This window comes from Bradyrhizobium sp. IAR9 (genome assembly GCF_013408065.1).
GTDB lineage: Bacteria > Pseudomonadota > Alphaproteobacteria > Rhizobiales > Xanthobacteraceae > Bradyrhizobium.
Genome location: NZ_JACBZW010000013.1, coordinates 41,996 through 56,307, shown reverse-complemented (window position 1 = coordinate 56,307; position 14,312 = coordinate 41,996). Strand labels below are relative to the sequence as shown.

At 62.1% G+C, this 14,312-nt stretch carries 11 protein-coding genes and 1 pseudogene; 10 read left to right on the top strand and 2 right to left on the bottom strand.

Going from position 1 to position 14,312, the window contains the following annotated elements; genetic code table 11:
* Positions 1 to 446: 446 nt before the first annotated feature.
* Entirely contained in the window at positions 447 to 1,475 is a 1,029-nt protein-coding gene (locus tag GGD67_RS28825) for an acyltransferase (RefSeq protein WP_179737658.1), read from the bottom strand.
* Positions 1,476 to 2,112: 637 nt separating this feature from the next.
* On the opposite strand from GGD67_RS28825, the gene GGD67_RS28820 reads away from it, so the two are divergent.
* A complete protein-coding gene (locus GGD67_RS28820; RefSeq protein WP_179737656.1) occupies positions 2,113 to 2,319 on the top strand; it encodes a hypothetical protein in 207 nt (68 codons plus the stop codon).
* A 749-nt stretch (positions 2,320 to 3,068) separates the two neighbouring features.
* Here GGD67_RS28820 and GGD67_RS39555 read toward each other — a convergent pair.
* Entirely contained in the window at positions 3,069 to 3,704 is a 636-nt protein-coding gene (locus GGD67_RS39555) for a hypothetical protein (RefSeq protein WP_246790881.1), read from the bottom strand.
* A 569-nt stretch (positions 3,705 to 4,273) separates the two neighbouring features.
* Between GGD67_RS39555 and GGD67_RS28810 the strand changes: the two are divergent.
* From GGD67_RS28810 to GGD67_RS28765, 9 genes and pseudogenes are all read left to right on the top strand, one after another.
* Positions 4,274 to 5,088 (top strand): annotated as a pseudogene (locus GGD67_RS28810) (YqaJ viral recombinase family protein).
* A gap of 137 nt (positions 5,089 to 5,225) precedes the next feature.
* Entirely contained in the window at positions 5,226 to 5,426 is a 201-nt protein-coding gene (locus GGD67_RS28800) for a hypothetical protein (RefSeq protein WP_179737560.1), read from the top strand.
* Between the two features lie 221 nt (positions 5,427 to 5,647).
* Positions 5,648 to 7,609 (top strand): SDR family NAD(P)-dependent oxidoreductase, encoded by a 1,962-nt coding sequence (locus tag GGD67_RS28795; RefSeq protein WP_179737654.1) that lies wholly within the window; start codon positions 5,648 to 5,650, stop codon positions 7,607 to 7,609.
* A 334-nt stretch (positions 7,610 to 7,943) separates the two neighbouring features.
* Positions 7,944 to 9,320 carry a CBS domain-containing protein gene (locus tag GGD67_RS28790; RefSeq protein WP_179737652.1) on the top strand — a complete coding sequence of 459 codons (1,377 nt, stop codon included), beginning with the start codon at positions 7,944 to 7,946 and terminating at the stop codon, positions 9,318 to 9,320.
* 22 nt (positions 9,321 to 9,342) lie between these two features.
* Positions 9,343 to 11,262: an N-acetylneuraminate synthase family protein gene (locus GGD67_RS28785; protein ID WP_246790875.1), complete on the top strand. Its 1,920-nt coding sequence runs from the start codon at positions 9,343 to 9,345 to the stop codon at positions 11,260 to 11,262.
* Positions 11,262 to 11,951: an acylneuraminate cytidylyltransferase family protein gene (locus GGD67_RS28780; protein WP_179737640.1), complete on the top strand. Its 690-nt coding sequence runs from the start codon at positions 11,262 to 11,264 to the stop codon at positions 11,949 to 11,951. The genes GGD67_RS28785 and GGD67_RS28780 overlap by 1 nt, the downstream gene beginning before the upstream one ends.
* Entirely contained in the window at positions 11,944 to 12,705 is a 762-nt protein-coding gene (locus GGD67_RS28775) for an SDR family oxidoreductase (RefSeq protein WP_179737638.1), read from the top strand. The genes GGD67_RS28780 and GGD67_RS28775 overlap by 8 nt, the downstream gene beginning before the upstream one ends.
* Positions 12,702 to 13,550, top strand: a complete 849-nt coding sequence (locus GGD67_RS28770) for a sugar phosphate isomerase/epimerase family protein (protein ID WP_312013814.1) — start codon at positions 12,702 to 12,704, stop codon at positions 13,548 to 13,550. The genes GGD67_RS28775 and GGD67_RS28770 overlap by 4 nt, the downstream gene beginning before the upstream one ends.
* On the top strand, positions 13,547 to 14,308 hold the full coding sequence (locus GGD67_RS28765) for an SDR family NAD(P)-dependent oxidoreductase (protein WP_179737636.1): 762 nt from the start codon (positions 13,547 to 13,549) through the stop codon (positions 14,306 to 14,308). Before GGD67_RS28770 ends, GGD67_RS28765 begins: the two co-directional genes overlap by 4 nt.
* The last annotated feature ends 4 nt before the right edge of the window (positions 14,309 to 14,312 follow it).

The window sequence follows — 14,312 nt, the reverse complement described above, 5'->3', positions numbered from 1 at the left end:
GTACGATCAAAGCACGCTTAATCATCGGATTTGGCGGATGGCGATCAAGGCAACTCCGCTGCAAATTCTCGGCCGTTCGCGCGATTCATCGTTCTGGCAGAGCCATTGGCGAGAACGCCAGCCGGATGCCGAGTTGGCCGGATAGCCGAACCATGATGATCCGTGGTGATGTCGGTTAAGCTCAAACATCTCCCTCGCCCAACCACCGCAACCGCAGGGTGAGGGCAATAGGACGGCTGGCGAACTCTGACCCGCCGCGACCGAGGCGCGTTCTTCCCCAGCGCATCTTGGACGCGATAGAATTCGACCGTTGTCCGCGCCAATGAAATCTTTGGCAGTTTTGAAACCTCTCCACGCTCTTGATTTCCAGTTCAAGATCGGCAATCCACCGAAAAGTCGCGTGGCGAGTAGCTACATCAACGCGCCGCAAGACGACACCGCTTTCCTCAATCCGTAGCGACGTCTTTCGTCAGAGCGAGTTCATTTGAAGGAAGCGGATTTTGCAGGAATGTGGTGAGCGGCTTGACGCTCCGCCGCTCAATGAAGGAGTATGTCAGCCAGGCGATCATTCCAAGGAAAACCGGCAGGGCTACCGCCCGCAAGAGTAGGTCGATCGGCCGATCGTCGCCGATGCGCAGCGCGTGAAGGATCATGTGGCCTACGTCCTGATGGATCAAGTAGAGCGGATAGCTGATCAGGCCAATGAAGGCGGCAGGCCGCAGAAATTTCGGCGCTTCGTATCGAGAGGCGAGAAACACGGCAAGTGTGCCAAGCGATAGCGTCAGAAGCCGCCATCCTTCCATTGGAATAGACGGTTGCTGATAATGCAGAAATTGATGGGCGCATTCGAGGAACAGCGCAGTCGCCAAGCCAGAGAGCGCTTGCTTGGGATTGCCGCCGGCTAGAGAAGCGACACTTAGGCCTGCGATGAAGAAGGCGAAAAAGTCGTTTGTGTAAAACGTGCTCGGGCTCGACAGAGCAAAGCGCGCCAGGCAGTAGGCACAGACCGCAGGCAGGAGGAATTTGCGGAGGCCGAGTGCAAGGATTGCTGCGCAAAGCGCATAGAACTGAAACTCCACGAACAACGACCAATACGCCCAATCCGGCGGCGCAAAGTCGATGCGGAGAACGTTGAGGGTGGGGAGCGCAACGAGTGTGTAGGCGTAGTCGCGCCACGACACCAAGCGGGACGGCTCAATGAGTTCTGGAGCAGCGTGCTTGAAGGCAGTCGTCAGGAAGCCGCAGACGACGAGAGCCGGAAGCAAGCGGCCAACGCGCTTGCAGTAAAAGTGCCAGGCGGACCGTGATGTATCGGCGCTGAACGAAATGCAGTACCCGCTGATGATGAAGAAGAGGAGAACGCCGTGAGTCCCCCGATTAAACAAGGAGATCGGCACGAAGTGATAAAGCAGTACCCAGATTATCGCGACTGCCCGCAGGCAATCGATTCCAACCGACCGGTGGTCGTGTTTCAAATTGCGCCCCGTCGTTTGTAATTGTTTCCAGCTCCTACCACCAGGGACCGAGAGCGGACAACCGTTGATTGATAAGGGGCTAATGGAACTCGGATGGGTGTGTCCTATAGGACGCAGGCGATCGTGCATGGGCCCAAAGAAAATGGCGGAAGCGCCGAGGCGCTCCGAAAGGGGATAGACAAAATTGGCCAAATCATGGTGGGATGGCTCTGGGTTTGATCACCCGGACCAGAGCTAGACCGCCTTCCCTTGGTCAAGGAATCACTCGTTTGGCGACGAGAGATGGCCGCTGAAACGACGGACGCGCTTGGCGGCGCGGCTCCGACCCGGCCTTTTATGGCCGGGCGTCTTCGCGAAGTTGAAGATCGTCACCGCACCAACGCGATCCGCTATGTACATTCGCGACTGACCGTCGCTGGTCGTGTTGGTTAACCTCCGCGGGCGATCACAAGTCTGGTCGCAATCTCAGGTAATTTCCCGCTGGCTCCCAGGCCGGCGGGTTTTCCTTGAAGCTTTGGTCTGACGGAACACGCGCTTCATGACGGCGGTGTTAACCCAATTTTAAGAGCTATTGTGCGGCGGCATCCCTCTAAGCTAAAAGAGGTGCCATCCAAAGTCAGTTGCGTTTAAAAGAGTCATGATTACGTACAAGCAATATCACATCCAGCGCGTTGAGCACGGCCATAGCCGCTGGACTGCCCGCATCACGCGGGCGGATGGCCAGAATATCCGCACCATCCTGCCGGCTTCCGAGCATCAATACCTGGATACGAAGCCAACCGCGTCCGCTGAGGAGGCTGAGAAGCTCGCCAAGGAAGGCATCGACTTCGGCGGTGTGGTTTAACCGGCCCCTTGAGGAACTCTCCCGCAGGGCCTGAGAATCCAAGTGGTCTTTGGGTTGCACCGCCCTTCATTTTCCGCGGCTGCGGGAGCGCAGCAAAAATCCTTCACCTCAAGCGGCCCATTGCCTTCCAGCCTAATCACCTCCAGCTCATAGCAAGACACCCCGTCTCCCCAGCCACGCCAGCGCCGCGGAGCAAACGGCCCAAAGCTAGGCGGTCCAAAACCAGGACCGTCCACGGGCAGCGCTGATCGAACGCAGATACAGGAACGCTCCGAGAAGCGTCCCGTAGTTCCTTCGGAATTCTCGGTTGAGCTTAGCGACTTCCGGCAGATCGGATAAAGGCTTGCATTCGTCGGCCATTAGCTGGGCTCCATTGCGGGCCCCATAAACCACTGCCTTGCCCGACGGTGCAAGCTAAATTTCCGTTTTTCCGATGGATTTGAGTATCGCGACCGATTAACGCTGTAGGGCCAATCGCCACCAATGCCGAGCTAGTCGCCGAGGCACCTATCTCAGGTTCGAATCCGGCCACTGAGGAACCTCATCGGCGGGGCGGGATCGACGCAAGTTCTGCCTCACGACAGCGTAGAACACAAAAAGGCCGATGGTGATGGCGACCGCCAGCAGTGGGAAAATGCAGTTCATGCAGCCTCCAAGGGATCCCAAATTAGCAGTGCTGCACAGATCACACAATCAGGCCCGAATGTTCCCCAGGTTGAGCCCGCACGGTTGCCTCCTAACCTGTGTCCTTATCCGCTGTTCCGCTTTAGGCGTTTGATTCGCCGCTGCCGCGACAGGGCAGCCTTCTCATAACGTTCCAAGCTCGATACATCTCTCATTTGCTCCGGTTCAGCGCGCTCAATCACGGCCAAGATCAGACCTATCCTGACAGCTCGCAAGCGATCCTGCCAATTCCTGGCTTGAGCCAGATCTTGCAGCGCGATCTCCATACCCGCGCCTATGAACTCCTCCGCAAAAGCTGCATCGAACACGGCGAAACCAGAACCATCAGAAGCGTCCCAACGCGATAAACCATGCCGATAAGCGTTGCGGCTCGATATTGCTTTCCCAGAACTTGTTTGCGGGCCTGTACTCTTCGCTGGTTTCGATTTGTCGCTTTGACGCCAACTTCCCTCCTTGATTTTGCAAGCTAGAATCGACGCACAAATCCTACGTTCCCGCGTCTCGGCGATGCGACAGTGATTGATGAGGAGGGTCGTGGGACAAGTCGCTAACAGCGGGGCGATGAAGGTGTGGAGGTTCGACTCATCAAACAGATAGGCTGCGATGCCGGCCGCCTGCGCCGCAGCAAGGTCCGTCTGCTTGTCCCCGATCATGAAGCTAGCATCGTATCCACCGGGTACCGCTGAAGCAGCTCTAATCATCCCCGGCTGCGGCCTACGACAATTGCAGAGGACACAGTAGCGCTCAATCAAGCCGCAGGGATGATGGGGGGCAGAACTCAAATGCATCGAATACGCACCAACGATTGCAATCTCACGCGACATCCATTCGTGCAAATTGCGAACATAAAACCCTCTCGCAATTCCTGATTGGTTCGTTACGACAAACGCGAAGTACCCGGAATCATTGCCTGCCTTCAAGGGCCTGTTGGGCTCCTTCTACCCACACCGGATCTTGTCCGGATCAAAAGCATAGCCAATCGTCCTCATTGAGGAAGCCATCGCGATTAAAAAAAATCGCCGAACGCACCAAGCTCACTGGCCCACCATGGAAGGGATATGAGCAACAATGTTGCTGCAGAAACGACTGGCATTCCCCGGCGATTGGAGCGTTACTGAGTCGGCCGGGCGCCTACGCCGATTTTAGCGCCGGTATCTCGCCTCGCGGACGCGGGGCTTCAGGCAGTGCGGCGAAGAGCGCCGCTGTTCTGAGATAGGAGATACCCGTGCGTAGCGTGGAGAGTGAAGGCCAGGCCGAGCCACAGATTCAAATCATCAGGTTCAAGCGGAACGACCGGCGATATTTCATCGGCGGATCGGATGCTCGCATCATCATGGGGGATGACCAAGAGAGGCTCATCCGCCTCTGGCGCGAAAAACGCTGCGAAACGGAGCCGCAGGACCTCTCGGACAATTTGATCGTTCAGCTCGGAACTGTGACCTAGGTCCTGAATTGCGCCTAGTATCAACGCGCAAGCGGGCATAGGATCAAGGACATCCAGAAGCGCGTTCGTCATCCCATCCACAAGTGGATGGCCGCAACGTTGGATGGGACCGTCGAGCAGACCGGCGCGGATTCGAAGCCAAATTCATGCTGCCCTGGGTCTTCACGGAGGAAGCCGCCGCCGAGAAGCACATGGCTCAGCTGCAGCACAACATGTGGATCACCGCTTCCCGCAGCGCCGTTCTCTCCATCATCACCGGCGGCGGCAAATGGGTCGAGATCAAAATCCACGCGGATCGCCGTATCAACATCTCCTCCTGACTGCCGAAGAGGTTCTGGCGGTGCGTCCAGAACGGCGAGCCACCTGCCCTGTTCGACATCGAGGCACCGCGCCCGCGGCTGGAGGCAATTAGGGTCGTCGACATGTCCCCTTCCAATCAGTGGGCGGAGCTGGCGGCCACTTATCTACGAACCCGAGAGGCGCACGGCGAGCACGAGACGGCGAAGTCCGATCTGAAGAAGCTCGTGCGAGAGGATGCCAAGGAGGCCGCCGGGCATGGGATCAAGGCCAAGCGATCCAAGTCGGGCGCGATCAGCTTTGAAGCTCAAGCGGCGGAGGCTTCCCATGCATCAGTCCAGTGAGCGCACGGGACCATCGCGACCGCCCTCGCCCGAGCGCAGGCAGAATTAACGAATCCGGAAAGAACCGTGACCGCCCTTCCCACGTGAAGACGACCGAACCTTGCGCTACGCCTCGCTGCGTACGGCCTGGGGACATCGTGCGCAAGTCCTACCCAGCAGGAGATCGCAGCGATGCCTCGCCGAACTTCACCAACCAAATGCAGTTCTCGACCGCCTCATACGAATGCGAGAGCCATAGAACCAATGAGCCGATTGCAGGTGTGATCGAAGGCAGCCACACGAACGAAACCAAGGGCGCGTTCAGACCGCTCAGGTTCTACGTTGCTCGAGTTGAATGAAAGCGAGCCGTCTTTCACCAGGACCGTTCTGATTTGTGGCTCGCTCAAGAACAGCTCGCCCCCAAAGCGCTGCCTCCTTGTTCGAGTGAACGGATATGGCGCATCAGCCCAGAAGGACTGCTACCCCTCTCGTCATAACCGACATCCCCGCTAGCATGTCCTGCCGAGATGGACTATCAGCGCAGCCAGGTTGTTCCAAACTGGGTTTCATCGGTCGGCGGATGACGCGTCTTTCGCATCTCACCTTGCGCAATTTCCTAATCGCGCTCCACGACCTGCTGGCGACCGCGGCGGCGCTTTTTGCCGCCTTCTATCTGCGATTCGAGGGTGGCGACGGCTTCTTCGACCGCCTGCCGCTGCTGTTCCAGATCCTGCCCTACTTCCTCGCCTTCAGCGTGGTCGTGTTCTTCATCTTCAACCTGACCACGACGAAATGGCGCTTCATCTCGCTGCCTGACGCGCTGAACATCATCCGCGTCGCGACCGTGCTGACGGTCGCCCTGCTGGTGCTCGATTACATCTTCGTCGCCCCCAACGTCCGCGGCGCCTTCTTCCTCGGCAAGGTGACGATCGTCCTCTACTGGTTCCTCGAGATCTCCTTCCTCAGCGCGCTGCGCATGACCTACCGCTACTTCCGCTATACGCGGGTGCGGCGTCACGCCAGGGGCGAGGAGGCCGCGCCGACGCTGCTGATCGGCCGCGCCGCGGATGCCGAGGTGCTCCTGCGCGGCATCGAGAGCGGGGCGATCAAGCGCATCTGGCCGGTCGGCGTGCTGTCGCCGTCGAGCTCGGATCGGGGTCAGTTCATCCGCAACGTGCCGGTGCTGGGCGGCATCGACGACGTCGAGGACGTCGTCGCCGATTTCGCCAAGCGCAACAAGCCGATCGCGCGCCTCGTCATGACGCCCTCGGCATTCGAGCCGGAAGCGCGTCCGGAATCGATCCTGATGCGGGCGCGCAAGCTGGGTGTGATCGTCAACCGGATGCCCTCGCTCGAGAGCGGCGATACACCGCGGCTTACGGCCGTCGCGGTCGAGGACCTCCTGCTGCGGCCGAGCGAGACGATCGACTATGCGCGCCTGGAAGCGCTGATCAACGGCAAGGCGGTGATCGTCACCGGCGGCGGCGGCTCGATCGGGTCGGAGATCTGCGAGCGGGTCGTGGCCTTCGGCGCCGCGCGGCTCCTGATCGTGGAAAACTCCGAGCCCGCGCTCTATGCCATCACGGAAGCGCTCGCCGCGCGAGGGGCGGCTGCCGAAGTCGAAGGGCGGATCGCCGACATCCGCGACCGCGAGCGCATCATGCGCCTGATGGCCGGGTTCAAGCCGGACATCGTGTTCCACGCCGCCGCGCTCAAGCACGTGCCGATCCTCGAACGCGACTGGAGCGAGGGCGTCAAGACCAACATCTTCGGCTCGATCAACGTTGCGGATGCCGCCGTTGCCGCCGGCGCCGAAGCCATGGTGATGATTTCGACCGACAAGGCGATCGAGCCGGTGTCGATGCTCGGCCTGACCAAGCGTTTTGCGGAGATGTACTGCCAGGCGCTGGATCACGACCTCGCAGCCGGGGCGCACGGCGCCAAGCCGCCGATGCGGCTGATCTCGGTCCGGTTCGGCAACGTGCTGGCTTCGAACGGCTCGGTGGTTCCGAAATTCAAGGCCCAGATCGAGGCCGGCGGCCCGGTGACGGTGACGCATCCCGACATGGTCCGCTACTTCATGACCATCCGCGAGGCCTGCGATCTCGTCATCACCGCGGCCACGCATGCGCTCGGAACGCACCGTCCTGACGTCTCCGTCTACGTGCTCAACATGGGCCAGCCGGTGAAGATCGTCGATCTCGCCGAGCGCATGATCCGCCTTTCCGGACTGCAGCCCGGCTACGACATCGAGATCGTGTTCACGGGCATGCGGCCGGGCGAGCGCCTGCACGAGATCCTGTTCGCCACCGAGGAGCCGACCCGCGAGATCGGCGTTGCCGGCATCATGGCCGCGCAGCCGAACGAGCCGCCGATGCAGACGTTGCGCAAATGGATCGCGGCGCTGGAGCAGGCGATCGCACGCGACGATCGCGCCACCATCAGGACCATCCTGAAGGATGCGGTGCCCGAATTCGGGTCGATCCCGGCAGGACCCAAAAGCGAGGTTTCTTTCGCGATTTCACCGATCAAGCTGCCGTAGGTAGAGCGGGATTGCTGTCAGTGTGCACGCTTTGGATGCGTGAAAATGCTTCTCTTGCGCGGCTGCAATCAACTTGCGTCCAGCAACACCGCCGCACCATCGTGGTGCCCGCGCTCGATTCCCACCCTAATTTTGATCACATTCGGTCGGTCTGGGCCCTTCTATAGAAGCTGCGACCAATGTAAATCGGGCCACTGCGCTGACAAAGCGGTTGACGCGTGCCATTTTGGCGAGTGAAGCCTGGGCGCAGGAACCTTGCATCGTCCCACCCGCTCCCGTATTACCAGCCCTGCAACGATATGGCCTGGAACTGACCTTTCCTGGATTTCAAGACGTGCTTGAACGAACCCTCGTCACCATCGCCGAGACCGAGACCATTGAGGAAGCCTTCCGGCGCCTGAATGCGAACATGCTCGGTATTCTGTTCGCACAGGACGCGAGCGGACGAATCGTCGGCGCCGTGACCGACGGCGACATCCGCAGGCGCATGCTGACCGGCACCACGATCCAGGACCGGGTTGCGACCTGCGTCAATCGCAACTTCATCTCGGCGAGGGCCGGCGGTCCGCGCGAGCAGATCCTCAAATTGCTCGATCAGCGCGTGCACGTGGTGCCGATCCTCGATGGCGAAGGCCGGCTCGTCGACGTGTTCAGCCGCGAGCTGTTCAACCTGTCCGAAGAGAGCGAGGTGTTCGCGCGCGCCCGCTCGCCGGTGCGGATCAGCTTCTCCGGCGGCGGCACCGACCTGACGCACTATTTCGTCGAGAATGACGGCGGCGCGGTCATCAACGCCACGATCAAGATGTACGCTCACGCGACGCTGCGGCGCCGGAGCGATTCCAGCATCCGGATCTATTCGCACGATTTCCGCAGTACGATCGAGGCCGAGAATCTTGCAGAGCTCGGAACGGACGGGAATCTTGCGCTGATCAAGTCCGTCGTGCGCCTGATCAAGCCGACTTACGGGTTCGAGCTCGAAGTCTCTGCCGACTTCCCGGTCGGCTCAGGCCTCGGCGGCTCGGCCGTGGTCACATCCGCCATCATCGGCTGCTTCAACGAATTCCGCGGCGACCAGTGGGACCGCCACGAGATCGCGGAGATGGCATTCCAGGCCGAGCGGTTGATGCTCAACATCCCCGGCGGCTGGCAGGACCAGTACGCCACCGTGTTCGGCGGCTTCAATCACATGGAGTTCTTCTCCGACCAGAACACCATCGTGCCGCTTCGTCTCGACCCCAATATCATCGCCGAACTCGAGGAGAGCCTGGTGCTCTGCTACACCGGCTCGGGCCGCGATTCCGGCGCCATCCACCGCGACCAGAAGGCACAGCACGAGACCAGCGACGCCGTCGCCGGGGCCGCCAAGCAGAAGGAAGTGACGCGCCACATCCGGCGGCATCTCCTGCGCGGCCAGCTCCTGGAATGCGGCCGGCTGATCGACGAGGCCTGGCACGCCAAGCGGAAGCTCAGCTCGAAGATCTCGTCGGACGCGATCGATGCGATCTACGATTTCGCCAAGCAGCACGGCGCGGTCGGCGGCAAGCTGCTGGGCGCCGGCGGCGGCGGTTACTTCATGTTCTTCGTACGTCCGTTCGAGCGCTACCAGCTCATCGCCGCGCTGGAGCAACAGGGGCATAGCTGTTCGCGCATCATGTTCGAAGAGAACGGGCTGCGGACGTGGAAGTCACGCTTTCCCGCGCGCTTCGCCTGACGCATATGAGACGAGAATGTTGATGACATCGCCCAAACAGCCTGCTCCGGTCCGCATCGGCAACCGTTTTCTGGGCGATGGCGAGCCCTGTTACGTCATTGCCGAGATCGGCAACAACCATAATGGCGACTTCAACCGCGCCATTGCGCTGGTCGATGCCGCGGTCGCGGCCGGTGCCGATTGTGCCAAATTCCAGATGCGCAAGCTCGACGAGGTCTATCGTGCGTCGAGCCTGTCCGGAAAGAACGACGACCTCGCGGTCGAATACACGCTCGATCTTTTGCGCCGCTTCGAGCTTCCGACGGCGCAGCAGAAGAAGATCGCCGAATATTGCGCGGCCAAGGGCATCCAGTATCTCTGCACGCCCTGGGACGCGAGCAGCGTCGCCGTGCTCGAAGGTTTCGGCGTGCAGGCCTACAAGGTCGCCTCGGCCGACCTCACCAATTTGCCGCTGCTCGCGCGCCTCGCCGCCACCGGCAAGGCGCTGATCGTCTCGACCGGCATGAGCACGACGGACGAGATCAAGGCCGCGGCGACATTCCTCGACGAGCGCAACGCCGGCTACGTGCTCCTGCATTGCCAGAGCACTTATCCGGCCGCGCTCCACAACATCCATCTGCGTTTCATGGAAACTTTGCGCGAGATCCATCCGGTGGTCGGCTATTCAGGCCACGAGCGCGGCACTGCCGTCTCGACCGCCGCGGTGGCGCTCGGCGCCGTCGTGATCGAACGTCACATTACCCTTGACCGGAAGATGGAAGGTCCGGACCATGCCGCCAGCCTGGAGCCGGAGGAATTCAAGTCGCTGGTCTCGGGCATCCGCGAAGTGGAGGCAGCGCGCGGCGTGAAACGAGCCGAGCGCGCGCTGAGCCAGGGCGAGTTGATCAACCGCGAAAACCTGGCCAAGAGCCTGGTGGCCGCGCGCGACCTTTCGGCCGGCACCGTGATCTCCGAAGCCGACATCGCGGTGAAAAGCCCGGGACAGGGCCTGTCGCCGCTGAAGATGCCGGCGCTGCTCGGCCGCAAGCTGACGCGGACGATGGCGGCCGACGACTATTTCTTCCAGAGCGACCTCGACGAAGGCGCCGCAAAAGCACGGCGGTACCGCTTCGACCGCCCCTGGGGCGTGCCGGTGCGCTATCATGACACCGAGCGCTTCCTGGAGATCTGTCAGCCCGACATCATCGAATTCCATCTCAGCTACAGCGACATGGAGCGCGATCCCGCGGCGTATCTGTCCGGCACCTATGATCTCGGCTTCGTCGTGCATGCGCCGGAGCTGTTTGCCGGCTCCAAGCTGATGGACCTGGCAACGCCTGACGAGGCGCTGCGGCGCTATTCACTGGAGCAGACCCAGGCGGTGATCGACATTACCCGCGGCCTGAAGAAGTACTTTCCCAAGACCAAGCGCCCGCCCATCGTCGCCAATATCGGCGGCTTCACCATGGACGAGCCGCTGCCTCCCGAGGAGAAGGCCGAGCGCTACCGCATCTTTGCGCAGAGCTTGACCGAGCTCGACATGGACGGTGTTGAGCTGACGCCGCAAACCATGGCGCCGTTCCCCTGGCATTTCGGCGGCCAGCGCCACCAGAACATCTTCATCTTCCCGGAAGAGTCTGCCGCGTTCTGCGCCAAGCATGATCTGCGCATGTGCGTCGACATCTCGCACACCAAGCTCGCGGCCAATCATTTCGGTTTCGACTTCGCGCAAGGCCTCGCACAGCTCGGGCCGCACACCGCGCATCTGCATTTCGGCGACGCCAAGGGGCTCGATGGCGAAGGCCTGCAGATCGGCGAAGGCGAGATCGATTTCGGCGACATCGGACAGGTGCTGCGCAAGCACGCGCCGGGAGCTTCCTTCATTCCGGAAATTTGGCAAGGCCACAAGAACATGGGCGAAGGCTTCTGGACCGCGCTCGAGCGTCTCGAGGGACACATCTGATGGCGCGCAAGACGCTGGCCGTGATCGCCGCGCGCGGCGGCTCGAAGGGCATCCCGCACAAGAACCTGCTCGATCTCTGCGGCAAGCCGCTGATCGCCTGGACCGTCGAACAGGCGCGCGCCGCACGGGGCGTCGACGTGGTAGCCGTGTCTTCGGATAGCGACCAGATCCTCGCCGCGGCTGAAGCCGCCGGCGCGGTCGGCGTGCGGCGCCCCGACGACATTTCCGGCGACCTCGCCTCCTCCGAATCCGCCTGGCTGCATGCGCTCGATGCGACCGACGCGCGGATGGGACGGTTCGAGCGGATCGTCGCGCTCCAGGCGACCTCGCCGATCCGCGAACCCGGCGACATCGAGAACGCGCTTGCGACCTTCGATCGCGACCACCTCGACAGCCTGCTCTCGGTTTGCGAGGTCGAGGATTATTTCAACTGGCATATCGGCGCGAACGGACCGGAGCCGATCAACTACGACTATCACAATCGCCGCATGCGGCAGCAGATCGAGAAGCGTTATCTGGAGAACGGCTCGTTCTACGTCCTGATCCCCTCCCTCCTGCGCGAGGAGAATAACCGTCTCGGCGGCAAGATCGGCTTTCACGTGATGGAACGTCACAAGATGTTCCAGATCGACCGTCCCGAGGACGTCAAGCTTTGTGCCGCCATCATGCGCAGTTACGGCTATGCCTGATCTCAGCGCCTTCTCGCTCAAGGACAAGATCGCGGTGGTGACCGGCGCCTCGCGCGGCATTGGCGCGGCCATCGCGACCGGCCTGCAGGATGCCGGCGCTACGGTGTACGGCCTCAGCCGTTCCGGGACCGCGCCGCAAGGTGTGACCGCGATTGCCTGCGATCTCTCCGACGACAAGGCGATCGAAAGCGCGTTCCGCACGATCGCGGCGCAAGGCCGTGTCGACGCACTGGTCAACGCCGCCGGCATCAGCCTTCCCCCGCAAAGCACCGAGAGTGAGCTCGCGCGCTTCCGTGCTACGGTCGCGACTGACCTCACCGGCGTCTACGCCACCATCCTCGCCGCCTATCCCCTCTTGAAGAAGGCGGGATCGGCTGCGATCGTCAACGTCACCAGCATCAATTCGATCCGAGGCTTTCCCGGCAATCCGGGCTACGTGGCGGCGAAGGCGGGGCTTGCCGGGCTGACACGCGCGCTCGCCACCGACTATGCGCCCGACGGCATCCGCGTCAATGCGCTTGCGCCGGGCTATGTCGCGACCGAGATGACCGCGAAGAGTTATGCCGATCCTGTCATGCACGAAGAGAGGCGCCGTCACACCATGCTTGGCCGCTGGGGACAGCCCATCGACATGGTCGGCGCCGCCGTCTTCCTGGCGTCGGAAGCCTCCGCCTATGTGACCGGTCAGGAGATCTTCGTCGACGGCGGCTGGATCGCCAAGGGCCTCGCCATCACTTCGGATAGCAAATCGTGACCACAACGCTGCAACGCATCGGCTTCATGCAGGGACGGCTGACGACTCTGGTCGACGGCAAGATCCAGGCGTTCCCCTGGGACGAGTGGCGGGACGAGTTTCCACGCGCGAAGGAGCTCGGCCTGACGCGGATGGAATGGACCATCGATCAGGAACGGCTGCGCGAGAACCCGCTGACGACCGAGCCGGGACAGCAGGAGATTCTGGCGCTGTCGCGCGAGAACGGCGTGCGCATCCCGAGCCTGACCGGCGACTGCTTCATGCAGGCACCGTTCTGGAAGGTCGATGCCGTCGTGCGCGACGCACTCGTCGCCGACCTCGATCTGCTGATCGCCGCCTGCAGCCGCATCGGCATCGAATTCGTCGTGATCCCGCTGGTCGACAATGGCAAGATCGAGCGCGAGAGCGAGAGCGATACGTTGAAGCGTGTGCTGCTCGCACGCTCCGAGCAGCTCGCAAAGCGGAACGTCAAGATCGTCTTCGAATCCGATCTGCCGCCCGGCGAGCTCGCCCGTTTCATGGAGGCGTTTCCGCCGGACATGTTCGGCATCAACTACGACAGCGGCAACAGCGCCTCGCTCGGCTATGACAGCGACGAAGAGATCGCCGCCTACGCGCCGCGCATTCTCAACGTGCACGTGAAGGATCGCATCCGCGGCGGCACCACCGTGCCGCTCGGCACCGGCAACGCCGACCTCGCCAAGACGATCCGCCTGATCGAGCGCTCCGGCTACAAGGGCCAGTACATTCTGCAAACCGCACGCGCGGCCGACGACGACCATGCCGGCGTGCTGGCGAAATATCGCGATATGACGGTTCGCTGGATCGAGGACGCCGTGCGATGAAGCTCGAGCTGAACGATCGTGTCGCGCTCGTCACCGGCGCCAGCCGCGGGATCGGGCTTGCGATCGCGACGACGCTCGCCGCTGAAGGCGCAAAAGTCGCGCTCGCCGCGCGCGGTTCCGAGGCGCTCAACGCGGCGCGCGGGGCGATCGGAGGCAGCGGGTCGGTCCATGTCGCGGACGTCACTGACCCTGCCGCTGCGAAGGCACTGGTCGCGGGCATCGAGAAGCAATGGGGCCGGCTCGACATCCTCGTCTGCAATGTCGGCAGCGGCGCCTCCGTGCCGCCGGGCAAGGAAACCGCAGCGGAATGGTCGCGGGTGATGGACCTCAATCTGTTCGCCGCGACCAACATGATCGAGGCCGCCCGGCCGCTGATGGCGCGCGGCAGCGGCGACCGGTCCATCGTCTGCATCTCCTCGATCGCCGGCATGGCGGCGCTTGGCGCGCCCGTGACCTATTACGGCGCGAAGGCGGCCTTGAACGCCACCGTGCGCGGTCTCGCGCGACCGCTGGCGCTGGAAGGCATCCGCATCAATGCGGTTGCGCCGGGCAACATCCTGTCGGCGGACGGCACATGGGCGCGCAAACTTGTGGAAAACAGGCAGGCGGTCGACGACATGCTTCAGCGCGAGGTGGCGTTGCGCCGGCTCGGCACGCCCGAGGAGATCGCGGACGTCGTTACCTTCCTTGCTTCGCCCCGCGCCGCCTTCATCACGGGCAGCGTGATGGTGGCGGACGGCGGCCAGCTCAGAAGCTGAACAG

Excerpts from the sequence above, each read along its gene's own strand:
- GGD67_RS39555 (WP_246790881.1), bottom strand. The coding sequence starts at position 3,704 with ATGATTAGAGCTGCTTCAGCGGTACCCGGTGGATACGATGCTAGCTTC.
- GGD67_RS28795 (WP_179737654.1), top strand. The coding sequence starts at position 5,648 with ATGACGCGTCTTTCGCATCTCACCTTGCGCAATTTCCTAATCGCGCTC.
- GGD67_RS28765 (WP_179737636.1), top strand. The coding sequence starts at position 13,547 with ATGAAGCTCGAGCTGAACGATCGTGTCGCGCTCGTCACCGGCGCCAGC.
- GGD67_RS28780 (WP_179737640.1), top strand. The coding sequence starts at position 11,262 with ATGGCGCGCAAGACGCTGGCCGTGATCGCCGCGCGCGGCGGCTCGAAG.
- GGD67_RS28785 (WP_246790875.1), top strand. The coding sequence starts at position 9,343 with ATGACATCGCCCAAACAGCCTGCTCCGGTCCGCATCGGCAACCGTTTT.
- GGD67_RS28775 (WP_179737638.1), top strand. The coding sequence starts at position 11,944 with ATGCCTGATCTCAGCGCCTTCTCGCTCAAGGACAAGATCGCGGTGGTG.
- GGD67_RS28820 (WP_179737656.1), top strand. The coding sequence starts at position 2,113 with ATGATTACGTACAAGCAATATCACATCCAGCGCGTTGAGCACGGCCAT.